This is a genomic window from Bradyrhizobium sp. McL0615 (assembly GCF_049993905.1).
Taxonomy (GTDB): Bacteria; Pseudomonadota; Alphaproteobacteria; order Rhizobiales; family Xanthobacteraceae; genus Bradyrhizobium.
The window spans coordinates 6,582,310-6,601,892 of sequence record NZ_CP188254.1; the positions used below are offsets into that span (position 1 = coordinate 6,582,310).

A 19,583-nucleotide genomic window follows, 5' to 3' on the forward strand; every position below is an offset into this window, starting at 1 on the left:
GGCGATCGATTGCATCCATTGTTGTTCTCCTTGCCGGAATGTCCCTCTCCTCGCCTCTTCGTATTCAGTCAGCTCAATCTCACTCGATTACCTGTCGGGGCATCGCTCGGAATCTCGCTTGGCAGATAGTTCGGAAGCCGGCCTGCCGGGATGATAGCCAGCAGCGCAAGGCCGGCCATGATCAAGAACCCGATCTTCAGGGCACGCAACCGCGCTTCCGTATTCACGCGCACGGCTTCCTCGACCTGCCGCGGCGTGGCGGTGGTGCCTTCCATCAAACTGTGCAGCCGGTCGTTGCTGACGAAGGTGATGTTGCCGAGATCGACCTGGCTCTGGATCTCCTTCGGCAGCACCGGGTTCGCCGCGATGCTGCTCAGCACAATCGTGCTCAACAGGCCGACGAGAAGAGCACCCGCCAGCGCCGTTCCGACCGCAACGGCAAGATTTTGCGTGGTGCCGCGCAGGGAGCCGACGTCGCCTGCCAGTTGCTTGGGCGAGTCCGTGACCAGCACGTTGAACAAGAGCGTCACCAGCGAACCGAGGCCGATACCGAACAGAACCAGGCCGAACAGCACCGGAACCTCGCTCCAGTCGTTACGCAAGACAAAGGCGAGCCACACCAGGCCGATCGTGCACAGAATGAAGCCATAGCGGCCGATCTGCCGCGGGGTCAGGCGGTCATAGAGATTGACGATCAGCATCGCCATGAAAAATACCGTCAGGTTGAATGGCATCATCGCAACGGCGGTCGCGAGCGGCGAGCGGCCCTGGACGATCTGGATGTAAAGCGGCACCGAGAAATTCAGCGCCGCCTCCAATGCGACCACGGCAAACAAGGCGTAGACCGCGCAGCGCTCCTCGGGCGAGTCGATTACCGCAAGCGCCACTAGCGGCATCTTCCCCGCCGCCTGCCGCCGCAGCGTCCACATCAGGAAAGCCTGACCGAGCACGACGCCGAGAACGATCATGACCGGCGCGGGCGAAAGACCGAGCAGATCGAACGGCGCGTTGGCGGTGGCCAGCAACAGACCCCATCCGTTCAGATTATTGCAGCCGAAGCTGATGAGAACGATCGCCGACGCCGCCAGAACGACTCCGAAGAAATCGATATCAACATCCGGGCGGCCGTAGTCACGCTTGAGACGGAAGCTCAACAGGAAAACGATAGCGGAAACCGCGATCAGGATTCCGAACGCCGGACGCCAGCCGATATAGGTGCCGAGCACGCCGCCGATGATGAACGCCAGCACGCCGGCGGCCGCATGCGCGGAGCCGAGCGCGCCCAGCGCGGTTGCCTGCCGCCGTCCCGTGTAATTCTCGGCGATCAGCGCCACCAGCGACGGCACGATCACGGCGCCGGCTGCGCCGCAAAGCGCCTGCGCCGTCAACATCAACGTCGCCGTAGGGCTGAACGTCATCAATATCTGCGACGCACAGAACAGAACCACGGCGAAGCGGAAAACTTGCAATGCACCAAACCGCTGCGCGAGCTTGGCGCCCAGCATGACGAAGCCGGCCACCAGCATCGAATAGGCCACGATGCCGGTCGCAACCGTCGTCGGCGGCACCCCAAAGCTCTTGACCATCCCGCCGAGCGCGACCGGCAGCGAGGCGACATTGTAGGACATGATCATCTGGCCGAGCGCGATCGCGATCATCGGCACCCAAGACGCCCGTGCGCTTTCCCGGATTGCTCCGATTGGCATCGAGTGCGTCGCCATGGTGTTCTCCCGAGGTGCTCGGTTCGGGACCGACCGAGCCCTCGCTCGATCAGGCCGCGCTTTGCATCCGCGTCAGTTTTCCGGTTGCGATACGAACAAATCCATTCCCAGTCGCTGCGACAGGAATTTTGCCGCCAGTTGTCCCTTCACACTGTTGCCGGCCGTGTCGAGCGGCGGCGCGAAGGTGCCGAAGCCGCCTTTACCCGGAGAAACCGCGACGATGCCGCCGCCGATCCCGCTCTTGCCCGGCAGGCCGATGTCATAGAGCCAGTCGCCCGAAGTCTCGTACAGGCCCGCGGTAATCATGACGGTGAGCGCATTGTGGCAGGCGGCAGCATCCACGACGCGCTGCCGGGTAACGGGATTTACCCCGCCGTCCGCCAGCGTCGCGCCCATCACGGCCAGATCCCGCGCGCTCACATTCAGCGAGCACTGCCTGGTATAGAGATCGGTCGCTTGCTTGGGATCGCAGTAGAGCCGGTCGTAGCTTTGCAGCAGCCGGGCGATACTGCGGTTGCGGTAATTCGTCTGCGACGCCGAGGCATAAACCTCTTCATTGAGCGAAAGCTTGCGACCCGCAAAACGCGACAGCCCATCTTGAATGTATTGCCACTGGCCTTCCGCGGTCAGCCCCGGCACGAGACTCGTGGTCGCGATCGCGGCCGCGTTCACCATCGGGTTGGTGCGGCCCCCGCCCTGCTCGATGGCGGCGAGCGAGTGGAACGGCAATCCGGTGGCGCTCGCCCCCAGTCTGGCGCGCGCTTCCTCGGGGCCGACCGTCTCGCACACCAGCGCGAACACGAACGGCTTCGCCACACTCATGATCGAGAACTTATATTCGGTGTCGCCGGCCTCGTAGAGGCGCCCGCTGGTGCCGACGACGCAAATACCGAACAGCTCGCGCGGAACCCGGGCCAGCGCCGGATAGACCTGTGAATTGTGTCCCTCGCCGTTCGACTTGAACCGCCGGTGCGCATCGGACACCAGCCTTTGCACCATCGCAGGTTCGGGCAGATGTCCCGTCGAAATGTATGGCCGGTCTATCTGTTCCGCGATCGACGGAAAGTCCATTGGACCCATCCAAGGCCGTTCAACGACACATGAGCTGCACGCCGAGAAACGATCTGCGATGACCGCTTCAGCTGTTTATGACCCTCAGCCAACCTAGTGTTCGAGCGTGTATTAAGTCAACTACACAACCTTAAAGTAGGTTTGCGGCAGGTGTGTTCCACCGCAACACTTTGTGACAAATCGCACGACGCTGAAGATGCATCGACAAAGCTCGGCGAATTAGAAACCAATTTGACCGGGCCCCCCACCTTTTAATGAGGCCGCCGATCAGCGAAGCGTGATCCGTTCACTGGCAGGTTGTGATACGGTGACTTCGAGCCGCACGGCCACTGAGGGACCCGGCCGCTTGCCACTGACAGATCAACGGCTCCTGGCCGGGTCGCTCACCGCCGACGGACTTGCCGGCAGCGACATAGCGCGCTGTGCAGCCGAGGGAGTTTGACCGTCAGCAACCCGCCATGCGCGGTTACATCACGTCCATCATATTGAGTTGGAGGATACGGAGATGTCAGATCTAGTCGCGATCATCTATCCATCCGAGGCAAAGGCTGAAGAAGTGCGGCAACGCCTGTTCAAGCTGCAGAAGGAATATCTGATCACGATCAGCGATGCTGTGATTACAGTGAAGACGGAAGCCGGCCCGGTCAAGCTGAACCAGCTCGTCAATACGACAGCGATGGGCGCCATGTCGGGCAGCTTCTGGGGACTGCTGATCGGCGTGATCTTCCTCAATCCCATCCTTGGTGTCGCCCTCGGCGCGGCCTCCGGAGCGCTCGGCGGCGCCCTGTCGGATTACGGCCTCGATGACGCCTTCATGAAGGAACTGTCGGGGAAACTGCAGCCCGGCAACGCCGCGCTGTTCGTGCTCATCAAGAATATGACGGCGGACAAGGTGCTGCGGGAGATTCAGGACGCGGGCGGCACCGTGCTCAAGACATCACTTGACGATACCAAGGAGCAGCAACTTCGCGACGCGCTGGCGAAAGCCAACACTGAGCCGGCCGAGCCCAAAACAAACGCCGCCTGAGCGGAGCAACCGAAGTCCGCAGCTTCCCGGGACAGCATGCTGATCGATCCGCGCCACGGCGATATCGAGGACGATGCCGCCAGTCCCGGGCAGCGGTCGCTGCTCGCCATCGCCGGCAGCCTGCTGGTCGAAATCAGTTTGCCCAAGCTGCTGTTTGCCTGGACGGTATTGCTGTTGTTGCCGGCGGTGCTGCTGGGTCTGGCGCCGTTGCTGGCCTCCGCCTGGTTTTCAAAACTGTCGCAAAAGCTAGCCGCATTGACCGGGATCGGCACGGCGCTGGCTTTGCTTGCGATCGTCGCGGTGGGGTGGATCGGATGGCGACCGCTGTTCCGGATCGCCGAGAATAATTTCTGGTCGCTCAATGCACTCGCCGTGCAGCCCGGCTATGCGTTCACCCGCGAGGCACTGCGCCATCTGACGGAACGGGTATCGGGCAAAAAGCTGACCGTCGCCGGCCGGGCGCGGTTGCGCAGCGCCAATTCGATGGCAGCCGGCATCGTGCTGTCCGGATGCGCCGTGCTGATCGCGATGCTGGCCTGGCCCGCCTCGCGCTGGACCGGCGGCTGGAACGACCTGGTCTTGCTGCACCGCCTCGCCTGGCCTGCGCTGGCAAACGCCGTTCTGTTGGTGTCGGCCTATCTGGCGGTCGCATCGCTGATGTGGGGGTTTGCGGATGCCAGCATGCAGCAACCCGTCGATCTCGCCGCGTTCGATACCGCTTCGCCCCGGGGGCGGAGCTGGCGCGTGGCGCATCTGTCGGACCTGCACGTGATCGGCGACCACTACGGCTTCCGCATCGAAAGCGGACGGGCCGGCCCGCGCGGCAATAGCCGGCTCGATCGGGTGCTGGCGCGTCTCGCCGCCATTCATGCGACCGATCCCCTCGATCACATCCTCATCACCGGCGACATGACCGACGCCGGCCGCGCCGGCGAATGGGCGGCATTCCTCGATGCCATCGCCCATCATCCGGAACTTGCTGCGCTCATGGTCATGATGCCGGGGAACCACGACGTCAACATCGTCGACCGCGCCAATCCGGCCCGGCTCGACCTGCCGTTCAGCCCTGGCAAGCGGTTGCGGCAAATCCGCACCCTATCGGCGATGGCGGCCGTGCAAGGCGATCGCGTGCGCGTGGTCGACGCCCTTGGAAAACCGACGGCAACCCTGAACGAGGCGCTGGAGCCGCACCGCGAGGCGATCACAGCGCTTGCGGAGCATGGCGGTCTGCGCCGTGCAGCGGTGCTGCGTGGCGTGTTCGACGACCAGTTTCCGATGATCCTGCCGCCGGAGGCGGAAGACGGCCTCGGCATAGCCGTCCTGAACTCCAATGCCGAGACCCACTTTTCCTTCACCAACGCGCTCGGGCTGGTATCCGTCGAACAGACGCATCGCCTCGAGGCGGCGATCCGCCATTATCCGGCTGCACGCTGGATCGTCGCCTTGCACCACCATGTGGTGGAGTATCCCATGCCGGTGAAGGCGTTCTCGGAACGGATCGGTACGGCGCTGGTCAACGGCAGCTGGTTCGTGCGCAGGCTGGAAGCGTTGGCTGGCCGCGCCGTGGTGATGCACGGCCACCGCCATATCGACTGGATCGGCGCATGCGGCGCGTTGAAGATCATCTCCGCGCCCTCGCCGGTGATGAATGCGACCGATGACGCCGCCAGGCATTTCTATGTTCACACGCTGGTAGCCGGGCCGAATGGAAAGCTTGGTCTGCTGCCGCCCCAGCGCGTCGAGATTGCCGGCGAGAAGAACGCCCAGGGCGTACACTCATAAATTCGTGGATGATGAGCCCGATCCCTTGGGGTCGGCTTTGCCTCCGAAGGCCGACATCCGTCAGAGGCGTTGGCACGTCTGCTTTGTGGCCACTTCCAGACATCGCCGATGGGTATATAGGATCATCGTCCACCCCGGAGAACAGCAAGTGGCCCGAATAGAAACCTTCGTATGGATCGTGACGACTTTCATAATCGTTATGGCCGCCACTCCACCACGGGCTTTAGCAACACCAGAAGCGTCTGCATGCGGGTACCTCGCCGGTCTAATCGATAAGGCACCGCCAGGGCCGTTGTTCTTGCCCAGCTATCCGACCGTGGAATCGGGGCCTCTCCATGGCGGCGCATACCTTTATGACAATGCGGTGGCCGCCATCGCATTAGTCGGTTGCGGTGAGCGAGACAAAGCACGTCGGATCGGCGCGGCGATTCTCTGGGCCATCGATAACGACCGGACCTGGCATGATGGACGGCTCCGGAACGCTTACGCCGCGGGTGTGGTGGCGAGTGGCTCCGCCAAACTTCCGGGTTGGTGGGACAATACTCAGAACAAGTGGTTGGAAGATCGATATCAGGTGGGCAGCGATGTTGGTAACATGGCATGGGCCATGTTGGCATTGCTGTCGATTGATGATGTGAACACCGGCTCTCGGTTCCGCGATGGTGCAGCACGGCTTGGCGCCTGGGTCGCGCAATGGGCCGATACGCGCGGTACTGGCGGTTTCACGGGTGGTACGTTTGGGCACGAACCGACGCCGGAAGTGCGGACGTGGAAATCGACTGAACATAATACTGACCTCGCCGCCGCGTTTGGCCTTCTTGCGATCCGTACAGGCGATTCGCGCTGGCGCGATAAGGCAACGGTTGCTGAGTACTTCGTAAATACGATGTGGGATCCGGCATGCGCCTGTTTCGCCGCAGGTACCGCTGAAGACGGTGTCACGCACAATCCGATTTTGGCTCTGGATGCCCAGGTCTGGCCTTTAATGGCGCTCCCCGGAGCGACCGAGAAATTTGCATCGGCAATTACTACCGCCGAACAGCGAATGAGTGTCGACGAGGGCTTTTCCTACGGTGAAGACCGAGACGGTGTGTGGACCGAAGGGACGGGCCAAATGGCTCTCTTGTTGAAATTGCTTGGCAGGACTGGGAGGGCAAGGTCGTTGATCGCTGTCATCGAATCCCAGAGGTCGCCGGATGGTGGGCTGTATGCCACAACTGCCCGCGAGTTACCGACTGGGTTCGTGTTGGACACCGATCCGACCAAGCCGCGACTCTATTTCCGATTGCCACATCTTGGCGCAGCTTCGTGGGCTGCCCTCGCGGAACGTGGGTTCAATCCCTTTACGGTGACAAAAGGACTTCCGTAGTTGAGCCGCAGTGGAGGGATGGACCCTCGAACAGGTCGGGCGGCCTCGGACGCGCTCGCCGACATCATTTGTCTGCGTATTGCGCTCAGCTGAGTTCTTGGGCTAGTCCGATGAGAAGCCCTTCAGGCCCATGGAAGAAATCAATCGTCCTGCCGAGGTCTTCGAAGACGATTCTCACGTCGTCCATCTGCTTGAGCGCCATGTTTCCAATCTCCAAGGTGCTACTTCAGGGTGCTACTCTATGAGATAGATCGGACTTGACCACGCTTGGTGGCCGTCAGCCTGCGTGACGCGCAGGTAGACCGGCAGGTCTGCATCGCCAGTAAAACCCACCGTGTGATTAAGTGTGACATGGCAGCTGAAGTTGGCTTCGGGCAGACGGTAAACGCTCAATTGCCGGCCAAGGCCGCCACCGTCGAGCACGATGGTGCTGTCAGCGAGCGTAGTAAGTTCCACTACCCCCGAGACGATGTTGGTCTCGATGCTGAGCGTGCCGCGGTGTGCTTCGTCGAGCCAAAGGTCAATGCCCGCCAGATTGCCTGTCGTAACCGAAGTCCACGCCAGCGCGGTCGCGGCCGCCGTCTCTCGCACCATCCGCTCCGGATTGAGAAAATTGACCGGCGCGAATCGAGCAATGCGATTGCCCGCGACTGTCAGCTTGCCTTCCCACAGCGTCTCGCGTCCGCGGCCCCGATATTCGGCGCCTTGCCACAACACGCGCACCCGCCGCCCCAGATCAGACGCGTCATACGGACGAAACGTCTGGGCGACGACGGTTCCGTGCAGAACATCGACCCGCTCGATCGGCGCGGTTCCAATCACCTCTGCTGCAACACGCATCGGTGCACGCCCGGGGCGAATGATGTTTCCCATCACCGCCTGCTGAACCGGGAATTCAGTTGTCGGACCGAGCTGCGGGTCTTCCGCAAACCCGACTACGGGCTGGTCGAAGGAGGCGTGCAAATCAACAAATATCCGGGCACCTGATGTCCCGTAGTGTCTGCGTTGCCGCAGCGCCTCGAACAACGCATCGCGCGTCAGCTCAGGCATAAAATAACAGGTAAGGCCGCCAATGGCGCCGAAGCTGGACGCACCCGGGCGGGTCGCGCCGGGTCGTCCTTTGTGATCGTCGCTGTGACACACGACACCCACACGATAGCCCTTTTCAAAGGCATCATGCAGAATCCATTCGAAGGTGCCCCATGTTGAGTGAACCTCAACAGCTCGCTCCAGTCGGCCGTCATGGGCATAGTTCAGATCCGCGTAGCGCCCGCCGACGTGTGCGATAACGACGGCGTCTTCGCCTTGTAGTCCGCGGAACAATTCGTCGGCCGTGTAGATGGCATCGGTTGAGGTCTGCCCCTCGACCAGAATGTGCGACGAGCGTCGAATCGGGCGGCCTTCGCGGCGGTAGAAAATATTCCGATCGCCGCCCATACCGGTATTGCCCGACCATTCGTACCCCGGGAGGCAAACAAAGCGGCCGGGCACGTCGAATTCGGCCGTTAGCAGGTTGAGTTCCTTCCAGAACGCGTCAGTGATCTGGAAGTCATTGCCCTGGTGGCCAACCATGTCGATAAAGGCCGCGTCGCGCGCGTAGCGGAAATAGGCATCGGCGGTTCCCATCCCGATGGTTTCACCGCTCTGCCCGTGCAGATCGCCCCAATAGCGGCGCAGCGCGGCCTGCTTCACCACACGTAGTGGATTGGCGCGTGCAAGCTCTTTGCCGTTTGCCGTGAGCCGAATCTCGAGATCGCCTTCCGCCTCGGCGACGAGTTGTTCGATGACACGTGGACCATCGCCGTTCTTGATCTCCAATCGGGCCGGCAGTCCGCGTACCGGATGCGACGACTCAAGCTCGAAGCTCTGGTTAGCGTTCGCCGTGGGATTTCCCCACTTGTCTTCGGCAACAACGGCGAGGCGAAACAGCTCACCAACAAGCGCGAGTGACGGGAGGATTGCCTTCCAGCTCGCCGCCGGACCCGGCACGAGATCAAAAGCCGGCTGTACCGGTAGTTCGCAAAACTCATACGTTGCGAACGCATCGATCGAGGTCTTTAGCTCCACATTTGCTTCGACGTTGGTCTGCAACCGGAAGCCGGGTGAGCCCTGCCTGCGATCCCCCAAACGCACGGTCAGCGTATCTCCGGCGCGCAAATAGCCGCGCCCAACGCGAATGAGAAGGGTGTTCGCAAAGGGACGAACATTGAGCCGGTCGAACCACACTTCAAGCTTGGCGCCATTGCTGGCTTCCACCGTCGTGAAGTTTGCCGCTTTCGGCTTGTCGAACTGCGGCTTACTCATGTCGGAGGTGGTCCGCCACGAGATCTTGACCATACCGGTGTCATCGATGCCGAAGGTGCCTGCAGTATACACCAGGGTCAGTTCGGCATACGCGCCTGCGATGAACGGACCTGCCGGACTAAGCTTGATCCTTCCCATTTGGGCGGGAAGATAGGTCGAAAATGGCATTCGCTTTCCCGCTACTCGGCCTTGATATTCAAATCTTTCACCAGCCTTGCGAACTTGTCGTAATCCTCGCGAACGAGGACTGCGAACTGTTCCGCTGTGCCACCGATCGGCTCCTGCGCGGAGGCAAGAAAACTCGCACGCATCGTCGGATCGGCAATCGCCTTGTTGATCTCGCTGTTGAGGCGGTTCGTCACCTCCGTCGAAGTCCCGGCCGGCGCAAATACGCCGAGCCATTGATCGAGAACCAGCCCTTTCATTCCGGCCTCTTCGTAGGTTGGCACGTCAGGAAGGCTTGGCGATCGGGACCTGGAAGTCTGCGCCAGAAGGCGTAAGGTGCCGGCCTTATAATGCGGCATCAACGGTGTCGATCCGAGTGACCCAAGCTTGACGTGGCCGCCGAGCAGATCGTTGATCGCCTGCCCGCCGCCACGATAGGGCACCTGCTCAAGTCTGATGCCCGCGATCTGCGCGAACCATTGCACAGCCATGTGCTGAGGCGATCCGAGTCCGCTGCCAGTCGCGTATGGAAGGCCCGGCTGTTTCTTCGCCAGCGCGATCAATTCGGAGAGCGAACTTACGCCGAGCGAGGGGTGAACCGCCAGCACGATGGGTTGACGGGAAACCTGGATAATCGGCAACAGATCCCTGGAAGGATCGATGTTGGTATGGAACACGTGCGGATTGCTTGCGACCGTATCGATGGTAACGAGAACGGTATAGCCGTCCGGCGCGCTCTTGGCAGCATCCTCGACTCCGATGGTGCCATTGGCGCCTGACTTGTTCTCGACGTAAACCTGCTGGCCGAATGCCCGTGACAGGTGCTCGGCGATGAGGCGTGCACCGACATCGGTCGAGCCCCCTGCAGGAAATGGCACGATGAAGCGTATTGGCTTGGCGGGGTACGACTGGGCTTGCGCGACGCGGGCTGCAGCGAACGGCATTGCTGCCAGCGCGAGCGTAAAATGTCGCCTGTTGATCATGGTCCGCTCCTTGTGAAAATACGAGGCGCATTCCGGATAGCAGCATAGCGGAAGCCGATATAACCGAGTAATATTGTTGCTTGATCTGGCCATCAATTAAATTCATGGGCGGCAGCGCATGGCTTGGAGCGAGCAACGAATTAGTCGTCAACTGAAGCTTCGCGATCTTCATGTCCTGATGACGGTGGCCAGATGCGGCAGCATGGGCAAGGCGGCCGATCAACTATCGGTGTCTCAGCCCGCGATATCGAAGGCCATCGCGGACATGGAAACAGCGCTCGGGGTCAGGCTGCTGGATCGAAACCCGCGCGGCGTCGTGCCGACGATCTATGCGCGCGCTGCTGGATCGTGGTCTCGTCGCCTTCGACGAATTGAAGCAAGGCATCGAGCATGTCGATTTCCTCGCCAATCCCACGACGGGAGAATTGCGGATCGGAAGCACCATCGCAATTGCTACCGGCTTCTTGCCCGCCGTCGTCGATCGAATGTTACGGAAATATCCGCGCGTGATCTTTCATCTATCCGCCGGTGAGGCGGCGATGACATACCGTACCCTGGAAGAGCGCACAGTTGACGTGGTGATTGCGCCGGTGTTTGCGTCCATGGCGGTAGAACATTTACACGCCGAGATTCTTTATGAAGAGCCGTTGGTGGTTGTAGCCGGCGCACGAAGCGTCTGGGCGAATCGGCGCAAGATTGAACTTGCTGAATTGGCCGGCGCAACCTGGACACTGCCTCCCCTCTGTATGGCTCGGTCGTCGCCGAGGCATTTCGGGCCAACGGACTGGATATTCCCTCCGCAACCGTCTTCGCGTCCGTCACGCCCGCGCGCAACGCTCTGCTCGCCACCGGCCGTTTTGTCAGCATCGTTCAGGGTTCGGTGATGCGATTCAACTTTAATAATCCGGCTTTCAAGGTCTTGCCCATTAGTTTGCCGACGACGCGCCGACCAATCGGCGCCATCTCATTGAAGGCGCGGACGCTCAGCCCTGTTGCGCGTCTGTTTATCGACTGCGCGCATGAAGTCGCCAAGGCTCTTCCCAGGCAACAGTAGTGCAAGAGACAAATGTCGGCTTCGGATCCTGATAGCTGCGCCGCCAAGGTTACCTTCAGCGGTTCAAGCGTCCTAGGACGTGCGCTCACACATTCGTGGACACGCACTCAGCCGATCACCTTATCGATATGCGCGAGTACTATCGGGAGTGTCGACCCCGCTGTTGGAATTGCGCGGCGCTTCTTTTCGGCTAACTTTGTGAACCACATCACATATCCGACCCGTGATCGAATATAGCGTATTGGCGCATGGCACACGCTGAATTCGATCGGCAACGCTAACGCACCGGGCGCACCAACGGCACCCTTGGCGGTCCGTCCATTATGGAGGGGGCATGGTCGATACATCAACAGCAAAGCGGCTAGTTCAGGCCATCATCGATAATCTGCAGCAGCCAGTCCCCGGCAGGAGGCCGGTTCACACCATCGGCATAGGTGTGAAGGGTGAGTTCGTGGCGTCGGACGTGGCGCGCGCCTATTGCATTGCAGAGCACTTCAACGGAAAGCCCGTCAGGGTGTCGGTGAGGTTCTCCAACGGATTGGGGGGCGTGAAGCAGCACGACGGGTGGTCCGACGTTCGAGGAATGGCGACGCGCTTCCACATTTCGGGAGAGAGAGGAAGCGACCTGATCGCCACGACGCTCGGCGAATTCTTCGTCCGCAATGTCGACGACTTCTTCGAGTTCAACAAGATCGCGAAGCGCGAGAAGTATGAAAGGCGCCCCTGGTGGCGGAAGTTTGGGGACCTTCTGCAGCTCAAGATACCTCCTCGTAACCCGTACCCGAACGAAACCGAGAATGTCGATCAGGGAGCACTCCGTTATGCCGACCGGAACCGCTTCGCCCAGTTGGGAATATTCCAGGTTGCTCTGATCGGCGCACCAGAGAGCTATGCCCGCGCGAGCTATCATGCCGTCCACACCTTTTGGGTGATGGATCCCGACGGCGTTCGGCGCCCGGTGCGCTTTTCCTGGCAGCCGGTCGCGGGCGTTCGCAACACCGATCCCAAGGCCGTGCCGCACGAAAAATATCTGTTCGACGAGCTTAGAGACCGCCTGCAGCGGTGGCCGGCCCGATTCATGTTGATGATGACAATCGGCGAAGAGGGCGATGCGCTCGACGATCCCACAAAGCCCTGGCCGGCGAGGCGGGTCCGGGTCGCCATGGGTACCCTTACGCTCATCAAGGTATCCGAGGACCAGGAAGCGGATGGCGAACGCATCAGTTTCAATCCCTGCCGTCTCGCGCCCGGCATCGAAGTCTCCAACGATCCCATCCTCGAGGCTCGCCTGGGCGCCTATGAAGTCTCGCGTGAGATGCGCGGCGGGTGTCCTTTCAAGTGGAGGTGAGTCGATGCCAAGTGACGAAGGTTTGCTCGATCGTTTTGTGGACTGGGTGCCCACGACTCTCGTGTTCAAGCGCGTGGCGTCATGGACGCTGGTGCCTTACTGGGCGCGGCGGACGCCGGTGAAGTCTCTGCCCGGTGGTCCCCCCCAGTCGTCCCGGCACGGCGACAATGTCCAGTGCATGATGAATCTGATCATGCCGCTCAAGGTCAAGTCACCCATCGGACGAGCGGAAGCCGCGCTGGCAATCGCGCAAAGCCAGTATGCGATCTATGCCGGATTGAACAATGTCGGCACGGTGCACTTCGCGCGCTTCGTCATCGTCGGCGACAATATTTGTATGTTCTCCGTCTATGACGGGGATTTCACCAATTACATCCGCGATTTCATCGCCACGATTGGCGAGGTGTTCAACGAAGTGGTCAAGCTCGTTGAAGACGGAGAAAAAGTGACTCCCTGCGAGCGCAATGTCGAGGCGTTCATTCAATGGATACACGAGCGCGACCTGTACCAGGTGCCGGACACCGCCACCGATTTTCTGAGGGACCAGGAAGCCTTGAATGGCGACAGGGCCGTATCACCCGTCAATGACGATCTGACCCAGCTTCCGCGCAAAATGGTCCTGCAGCTTCGCGCCAACAAGAACGTCTCGCTCGGCAGCGGCTACCGGGCCTATCCCGGATTTTCGGTGGCTCAAATTCGCAAACGATTGGAGCTAGGCTGGTGACTGTCATGTTCAAACTCGCTGATCTGCAGGGCAATATCTTGCGCGGCTACACCAAGAAGCCGTACGTGCGCTACCTCGTTCTGGAGGTCGCCGATCCCGGCGCAGCCCGGCGTTGGCTCGCCGGCGCCGTATCGGGCCGCGACGGTGTCCCGCAGGTCACGAGCGGGGATTGGGGGGCAAACAGGCCGGACACCTGTTTCAACATTGGCCTGACCTTTGAGGGACTGCGCGCGCTCGGCACACCGGCTTCTTCACTCGACATGTTCCCGAATGAATTCATCGAAGGCATGACCGCCCGCGCCTGGAAACTCGGGGATGTCGGGCCGAGCGCGCCGGAAAACTGGCCGGCTCCGTTCAACGAGCCCAAGCGGGTCCATCTCATCGCGACGATCTACGCCGAGGAGGCCGCGCAGCTCGACGACGTCCAGCAGCGCGCGCTCATCAACGGAAGGGCCTGGACCTTGCTCGACACGCGGGAAGGTTACAGCTTTCCCGATGACATCGTTCATTTCGGGTACCGCGACAACATCATGCAACCGAGGTTTGAAGGTATCCACGACCCGCAACGGCATGACGACGGGCAACCCATGGCTCCGCTCGGCACCGTGTTGCTGGGGCACCCGACCAACCTCGAAGGTTTGCTGTGGCGGGTTCCGGAGCCTAAAGCCCTGGGGCTCAACGGCACCTTCAACGCCTTTCGCGTGCTGAAGCAGGATGTGGTGGGCTTCGAGAACTATCTCGACCAGGCCGCGTCCTATTTGCTGACGCACCCGCAGGTCGACGAGGTGCTGCCGCCCGGGGCCGAACTGAACATCTGCCAGGTCCTCTCAATCGCACCGCCGTCGCGTCATGCTGCCTTGCGCGAGGTCGTCGCCGCCAACCTGTGCGGCCGATGGCGCGATGGCACGCCGCTGGCCCTCTCGGCGGACGGGCCTGCCCCGCAATTGTATGACGCGAAATTCGACTACGTTGGCGAGTCGCGCTGTCCCTATGGAGCCCATATCCGCCGGTGCAATCCGCGCAACGGACAGATCGTGCAACGGGTGGCGAACAACAGCCGGCGTCTCGTCCGGCGCGGCGTGCCCTACGGACCACCCTACAAGGGTATGCAGCCCGGTGGCGAAGGCAAACCCGAACCGGAACGCGGCCTGCTCGGCAACTTTATCGGCGCCAGCCTCGGTGCCCAGTTCGAGGCTATGTCCTGCGACTGGCTGAACCTCGGCCTGCAGGATCCACGCATCACCGGCTCCAACGATTCGATCACGGGCACCAATGGTCCCGGCACGAGCTGGTTCGACCTGCCGCTCAAATCCGGCAGCACGATCAGGCTGAGGGGGTTGCCGGAGTTCGTGAGCACGCGAGGCGGAGCCTATACTTTCCTCCCCAGCCTCTCGGCGATCAGTTATCTGGGATCGCTGACGACGTAAGTAGCCCGAACAAGCCCTTAGTCATTCTGGCGGCTGTTGTGAGGCGGGCCTCGCATTTGGGTCGAAAACGGTGCTCGCGACCACATAATATAACTTCCGGTCTACGTCATCAGGCCGGCCACCAGATCATCAGCCTCGCGCAGATCGCGGGAAGTTTCCGCGGATGCAAATTTCGCCCGGGTCGATATCAAAAGGTCGCGTGCTTCGGCGCGTCCGGATGCGCTGTTGCTGGCGCTGACCAGGCGCGCGATGCTGATCGCCGTACGTAGCTCCCAACCGACCGCCCCGAGCTTTCTGGCGGAGGCAAGCGAGCGTTTGAACAAGCGCATGGCAGCCCGGTCGTCCCGCATTGGTTCGCGACACAGCAGCGAGCCGTGGATCCGATAAATTTCGGGAGCAGCCCAGCGCTCGCCGGTTTGCTTCACCAGGGACTCAGCCGAAGCAGCAAAGCTTCGGGCCCTTTCTAGCTCCCCGATCCGTCCGAATTCCGTGGCGAGCAGAATTCGATAGAGCGGAATTTGAATGCACCTATTCTCGGCGGGTAGTAAGCGGAGCAGGCCGCATAGTTGTTCGAGCACCTTTGGCGCCGGGCCTCGTGCGGTCAATGCCGCAGTCGCCCACAACGGACCGATGGTCCGGTACATTGGATAATCGTATTCATCAGCGACCTTCAGGCCGCGTTCAACGCTGGCAAGGTTGGCCGCAAGATCGCCTTCATACCAGTGATCGGACACGCCAAGAATGGAGGCAAATGCGAGCATGAAAGGATGCCCGATCTCGTTCGCGAGTTGCCGCGCCGTCTCACAGCACTCTCTGGCCCGGGTGGGCCGACCCAACAGCCATTCGATGTGCCCGGAATAGACGAGCGACACAATCAATGGATCATGCTGATAGATCTGAACGAGCTTCCCGTGCTCGCGAGGATTGTAGCGGGCGCTGATCAGAGCCGCGAGCTCACTCGCCTGCTCCAGACGACCGAGAAAGAAATTGGCGATCACGGCAGCAGCGTACGCCATGAGGGCAGCCTCGTCGTCGCGCCACTCCTCTGCCCGTCGGACGAAATCCTGCGCATGCGCGAGGCCCTTGGTGAGCTCGCAGTTGACCAGTTTGGCTATGGTACTTCCCCACAGCACCGTCGCCTTCTCGCGAATGGTGCCATAGCTCGCGCAAAGCTTGAGTGCGCGACTGTAGGGCCCATAGACGTGCGGATCGGACCATCCCGTGGTGGCGATGTACGCCATCGCCAGGCTGGATTGCAGTGCCATTTCAGCTTCGAAGCGCTGTGGTGAAGCGGGCAGCTTCGGAATTAGCGAGAGGCCCTCGCGAAGATGCGCCACCGCCTCCTTGTTGGCTGACCGGCGGAGCGCCGATCTGCCCGCCTGAAGCCAGGCCTCGATCGCTTCCGGGATGTTGCCTGCGCGCGCATAGTGATAACCGAGCACCGCGGGTTGACTGCTCTCCCGGATCGCTGCCTCATGAAGCAGCCACGATGCGACGCGCGCATGGAGTTCGCGCCGCTCTTCCTTGAGCAGGGAGGAATAGGCGACTTCCTGTATCATCGCGTGCTTGAATGCGAAGACGGTGCCTTGAGGTTCCTCGACGCAATACACAATCCCGGCGTTCTCCAGTGCCCGCAACGCGTCTTTCAGCGTTTGGCCGTTGCCCGGAAGTACGTTGAAAATACCTTCATAATTGAATTGCCTCCCGAAGACGGAGGCAATCTGGGCGACACGCTTGGCGGGACCGAGGCGATCAAGGCGCTCCATCAATGAGTCGTGAATACTCGACGGCACCAAAGGATCGGGCAAGCTTTTGCTCAGTGTCGAGCCGTCAGCGGCGCGCTCGACCTTGCGGGAATCGATCACTGCCCGCGTAAACTCCTCGACGAAAAGTGGCACGCCATCGGTTCTTTCCAGGATCTGACTGGTGATCCGGCGCGGAACGATATCGCTGCCTGCAACGGCTGCCACCATTTGCTCGCATTCGTGCGGTGCCAGCTTATGCAGGGCAATAGGTCGAACTGCCGAGCCCGACAACCAGTCCGCCTGGTAGTCATCGCGATGCGTGATCAGGATCATAACCCGCTCGCCACAACAGCGAGCGGGTAAGCGTACCACTAGGTCGATGCTGGTCGGGTCCATCCACTGGACGTCCTCCGCGACAACCAGAATGGGCCGCTTGTGCGAGGCAGCGACGAGAACATCGACGAAAGCCTCAAGGGCACGGTCGCGTACAAAGGGAGACCCGAGATCCGCGGGTTCGTATTCCGGGCAAGCGGGTATCGACAGCACCGCCCCGTAGTAACTGAGTGCGTGCGCAACGTCGGGGGCTTCTCTGGCCAAGTACGAGCGCAATTTTGCCAATGCGAGTTCCGCGTCGTCGGCTTCCTGGATACCGGTCACGCGCCTGAGCCTCTCGATTTCCGGGGCAAGCGGCGTGTTGACGTGGAACGGCGAGCATTGCAGCGACAAAACATCGCGCGGAGACACATCAACGGCACCGCGGAAGTGGCGGATCAGGCGCGACTTTCCTATGCCGGGTTCGCCGGAAATGATGCCGATCTGTCCTGAACCCGCTACGGTCTGTTGCCACATCTCGGCAAGCAATGCGCTTTCGCCGGTTCGGTCGATCATCGGGGCAAGAGGCGACCTCTGCGCCCTGTCGAACCTGCTCTCGCTGGACGCAAGAGCTTCGACGCGCCAGACCTCGACCGGCTCCTCCACGCCCTTGAGCGGTCGTCTGCCGAGCGGCGCATAGCTGAACGTTCCGCGGGTCAGTTCGTAAGTGCTCGATCCGACCACGACATCGTTCTCACCGGCGAGCCCTTGCAAGCGGGCAGCGACATGTGCGGAGCTGCCGAACACTTCCCGCCGATCAGGAGGCTCGCCGGGCACACTGCCGACGACGACCACCCCGGTGTTCACCCCGATGCGCACACCAAGGCGGACGAAGCTGCCATCCGATAGCTGAAATTGATGGTCCTTGATCGCCGCAGCGATCGCCAGCGAAGCGCGCACCGCGCGTTCGGGATCATTTTCATGGGCTTGTGGCACGCCAAAATAGGCAAGCAACCCGTCGCCGATCAGTCTGGCGATGTGACCGCCGTAGCGGCGAATCTCCGCGTCGCAGATATCGCGATAGGTTCTGATAACCGCGAAAAATTCCTCGGGATCGATCCGCTCACTCAGCGGTGTCGAGCCGACGATGTCGATAAAGGCCACGGTGAGCTGCCGGCGCTCGGCATGCGGAGCTTCATTCTCGACATTCGGCGGCGCCTGGGTCCGCTGAAGTCCACCCGAACGATCGGGCTTCGGCTGGCTGCTCATGACCCACCATGTTCAGTTTCGGCCGTACCTGCCCGCGAGGCAACAGAGAGGCGAGCTGCGTCCGGTTGACGCGGCCGAGCGGCCTGTGCTCGGGCGGACAGTTCCGGGGATTGAACACCATGTGCTCGCAGCCGTACAGCTGATTTTGCGCGACTTCTAACCATCGGATTAATGGATACAACGCTGCTGGGCGACCCTTCAGCCGGCTTTTAAGGGAAAGCGTCCTGGACCTTGCCCGGCTTCATCTGATCCGGTCCGCCGAACAGATCGGCGACCCAGCGGCTTGACGGATGGGCGGCGCAAAAGGTCAGAATGGCGAGCGTGATCGGCACGCCGATGAAGGTGCCGAACAGCCCCCACAGGAACGTCCAGAAGAAGATCGCGAATAGCACGACAACGGGCGAGATCGATAACATGGAGCCGGCCACCCTCGGCTCGATGTAGCTGCCGACCACGAACTGGATGACGTTCAGGCAGACGAAGACGCCGAGCACCGCGGGCCAGCTTTCGAACTGCGTCATCGCCAGCAAGGTCGGAAACAGCGTTGCAACGAACGGACCGATGAACGGAATATAATTGAGCACGAAGGCAATCACGCCCCACTCCAATGCGAACGGCAATCCGGCCAGCCATGCAAAGGCGCCGACCAACAGGCCGGTCACCGCGCTCATCTGCGTCCGCACCACCAGGTACTTCCGGAATTTCGCTGCGGTCGCCGCACTGCCGTCGAGCAGCACGCGGGCTGCGGTAGGATTATCCAACCGCTCAATTCTTTGCCTGACGTTCTCTACTTCGAGAAGCCCGAGCATGACGTAAATCAGCGCAATCACCCAGAAGCTCAGCGTGGTGTTGACGCGCCCGGTGACATACTGCGTGGTGCGCAAGAGCCAGCCAACGTTGAAATGTTCGGCCCAGAGCCCCGCGACCGAGATGCCGTGGCCGTCCAGCCAAATCACCATCGACGAATAAAGCGCCTGATACCGCGGCAAATCGCTGACCACCGAGCGGCCGACACGACCAAATCCCCAGGCCGCGAGCGAAGCAAAGGCGAGACAGATCGCTACCGTCGCAACGATTGTGATCGCCAGCGCGGCAAGCTTCGGCATCCAGGACTGCAACTGCTTCTGGATCGGCCACACAATCGCGATGATGAACAGCGCGGCCGCAAGCGGCGCAAACACCCGGCTCGCCTGAGCCAGCGCCGCCGTGACCAGGACGCCCGCGATGATTCCCGTGGTGGTCTTTAGCCCGAAGCCCATTTTGGGTCCCTTCGACCTTTCGG

Annotated in this window: 14 protein-coding genes and 1 pseudogene; 9 read left to right on the forward strand and 6 right to left on the reverse strand. The window is 61.2% G+C overall.

Annotated features, from left to right (window positions below; all coding sequences use genetic code 11):
- Positions 1 to 68 precede the first annotated feature (68 nt).
- Together ACPPVP_RS31885 and glsA are read right to left on the reverse strand one after the other, a co-directional pair.
- Positions 69 to 1,721, reverse strand: coding sequence for an MFS transporter (locus ACPPVP_RS31885; protein ID WP_426527561.1), 1,653 nt, complete (start codon positions 1,719 to 1,721; stop codon positions 69 to 71).
- 72 nt (positions 1,722 to 1,793) lie between these two features.
- A complete protein-coding gene (gene glsA, locus ACPPVP_RS31890; protein WP_426527562.1) occupies positions 1,794 to 2,792 on the reverse strand; it encodes a glutaminase A in 999 nt (332 codons plus the stop codon).
- 505 nt (positions 2,793 to 3,297) lie between these two features.
- Here glsA and ACPPVP_RS31895 point away from each other — a divergent pair.
- From ACPPVP_RS31895 to ACPPVP_RS31905, 3 genes are all read left to right on the forward strand, one after another.
- Positions 3,298 to 3,819: a DUF1269 domain-containing protein gene (locus ACPPVP_RS31895; RefSeq protein ID WP_426527563.1), complete on the forward strand. Its 522-nt coding sequence runs from the start codon at positions 3,298 to 3,300 to the stop codon at positions 3,817 to 3,819.
- 36 nt (positions 3,820 to 3,855) lie between these two features.
- Positions 3,856 to 5,601 (forward strand): metallophosphoesterase family protein, encoded by a 1,746-nt coding sequence (locus ACPPVP_RS31900; RefSeq protein WP_426527564.1) that lies wholly within the window; start codon positions 3,856 to 3,858, stop codon positions 5,599 to 5,601.
- A 298-nt stretch (positions 5,602 to 5,899) separates the two neighbouring features.
- Positions 5,900 to 6,970: a hypothetical protein gene (locus ACPPVP_RS31905; RefSeq protein ID WP_426527565.1), complete on the forward strand. Its 1,071-nt coding sequence runs from the start codon at positions 5,900 to 5,902 to the stop codon at positions 6,968 to 6,970.
- Positions 6,971 to 7,204: 234 nt separating this feature from the next.
- Here ACPPVP_RS31905 and ACPPVP_RS31910 read toward each other — a convergent pair whose 3' ends face one another.
- Both ACPPVP_RS31910 and ACPPVP_RS31915 read right to left on the reverse strand, forming a co-directional pair.
- Positions 7,205 to 9,442 carry a DUF3604 domain-containing protein gene (locus ACPPVP_RS31910; protein WP_426527566.1) on the reverse strand — a complete coding sequence of 746 codons (2,238 nt, stop codon included), beginning with the start codon at positions 9,440 to 9,442 and terminating at the stop codon, positions 7,205 to 7,207.
- An 11-nt stretch (positions 9,443 to 9,453) separates the two neighbouring features.
- Complete coding sequence (locus tag ACPPVP_RS31915; RefSeq protein ID WP_426527567.1) at positions 9,454 to 10,422, reverse strand: Bug family tripartite tricarboxylate transporter substrate binding protein; 969 nt, start codon at positions 10,420 to 10,422, stop codon at positions 9,454 to 9,456.
- 202 nt (positions 10,423 to 10,624) lie between these two features.
- Here ACPPVP_RS31915 and ACPPVP_RS31920 point away from each other — a divergent pair.
- From ACPPVP_RS31920 to ACPPVP_RS31945, 6 genes and pseudogenes are all read left to right on the forward strand, one after another.
- Positions 10,625 to 10,690: pseudogene (locus ACPPVP_RS31920) on the forward strand (helix-turn-helix domain-containing protein); the annotation flags it as partial.
- 61 nt (positions 10,691 to 10,751) lie between these two features.
- Entirely contained in the window at positions 10,752 to 11,306 is a 555-nt protein-coding gene (locus ACPPVP_RS31925) for a LysR family transcriptional regulator substrate-binding protein (RefSeq protein WP_426527568.1), read from the forward strand.
- Positions 11,213 to 11,476 carry a LysR substrate-binding domain-containing protein gene (locus ACPPVP_RS31930; protein WP_426538174.1) on the forward strand — a complete coding sequence of 88 codons (264 nt, stop codon included), beginning with the start codon at positions 11,213 to 11,215 and terminating at the stop codon, positions 11,474 to 11,476. The genes ACPPVP_RS31925 and ACPPVP_RS31930 overlap by 94 nt, the downstream gene beginning before the upstream one ends.
- Before the next feature lie 334 nt (positions 11,477 to 11,810).
- The gene (locus tag ACPPVP_RS31935) at positions 11,811 to 12,824 is read left to right on the forward strand and encodes a catalase (RefSeq protein WP_426527569.1); all 1,014 of its coding nucleotides are present in this window, start codon (positions 11,811 to 11,813) and stop codon (positions 12,822 to 12,824) included.
- The gene (locus tag ACPPVP_RS31940) at positions 12,787 to 13,548 is read left to right on the forward strand and encodes a hypothetical protein (protein WP_426527570.1); all 762 of its coding nucleotides are present in this window, start codon (positions 12,787 to 12,789) and stop codon (positions 13,546 to 13,548) included. The genes ACPPVP_RS31935 and ACPPVP_RS31940 overlap by 38 nt, the downstream gene beginning before the upstream one ends.
- Positions 13,549 to 13,553: 5 nt before the next feature.
- Positions 13,554 to 14,975 (forward strand): Dyp-type peroxidase, encoded by a 1,422-nt coding sequence (locus tag ACPPVP_RS31945; protein ID WP_426527571.1) that lies wholly within the window; start codon positions 13,554 to 13,556, stop codon positions 14,973 to 14,975.
- Positions 14,976 to 15,076: 101 nt separating this feature from the next.
- Here the strand turns inward: ACPPVP_RS31945 and ACPPVP_RS31950 are convergent, their stop codons facing one another.
- The gene (locus ACPPVP_RS31950) at positions 15,077 to 18,301 is read right to left on the reverse strand and encodes an adenylate/guanylate cyclase domain-containing protein (RefSeq protein ID WP_426527572.1); all 3,225 of its coding nucleotides are present in this window, start codon (positions 18,299 to 18,301) and stop codon (positions 15,077 to 15,079) included.
- Positions 18,302 to 18,510: 209 nt separating this feature from the next.
- Positions 18,511 to 19,560 carry an AI-2E family transporter gene (locus ACPPVP_RS31955; RefSeq protein ID WP_426527573.1) on the reverse strand — a complete coding sequence of 350 codons (1,050 nt, stop codon included), beginning with the start codon at positions 19,558 to 19,560 and terminating at the stop codon, positions 18,511 to 18,513.
- Between the last annotated feature and the right edge of the window lie 23 nt (positions 19,561 to 19,583).

Coding starts and splice junctions, on each gene's coding strand:
- ACPPVP_RS31910 (WP_426527566.1), bottom strand. CDS start 9,442: ATGCCATTTTCGACCTATCTTCCCGCCCAAATGGGAAGGATCAAGCTT.
- ACPPVP_RS31950 (WP_426527572.1), bottom strand. CDS start 18,301: ATGAGCAGCCAGCCGAAGCCCGATCGTTCGGGTGGACTTCAGCGGACC.
- ACPPVP_RS31945 (WP_426527571.1), top strand. CDS start 13,554: ATGTTCAAACTCGCTGATCTGCAGGGCAATATCTTGCGCGGCTACACC.
- ACPPVP_RS31885 (WP_426527561.1), bottom strand. CDS start 1,721: ATGGCGACGCACTCGATGCCAATCGGAGCAATCCGGGAAAGCGCACGG.
- ACPPVP_RS31900 (WP_426527564.1), top strand. CDS start 3,856: ATGCTGATCGATCCGCGCCACGGCGATATCGAGGACGATGCCGCCAGT.
- ACPPVP_RS31935 (WP_426527569.1), top strand. CDS start 11,811: ATGGTCGATACATCAACAGCAAAGCGGCTAGTTCAGGCCATCATCGAT.
- ACPPVP_RS31925 (WP_426527568.1), top strand. CDS start 10,752: ATGCGCGCGCTGCTGGATCGTGGTCTCGTCGCCTTCGACGAATTGAAG.
- glsA (WP_426527562.1), bottom strand. CDS start 2,792: ATGGACTTTCCGTCGATCGCGGAACAGATAGACCGGCCATACATTTCG.
- ACPPVP_RS31915 (WP_426527567.1), bottom strand. CDS start 10,422: ATGATCAACAGGCGACATTTTACGCTCGCGCTGGCAGCAATGCCGTTC.
- ACPPVP_RS31895 (WP_426527563.1), top strand. CDS start 3,298: ATGTCAGATCTAGTCGCGATCATCTATCCATCCGAGGCAAAGGCTGAA.
- ACPPVP_RS31955 (WP_426527573.1), bottom strand. CDS start 19,560: ATGGGCTTCGGGCTAAAGACCACCACGGGAATCATCGCGGGCGTCCTG.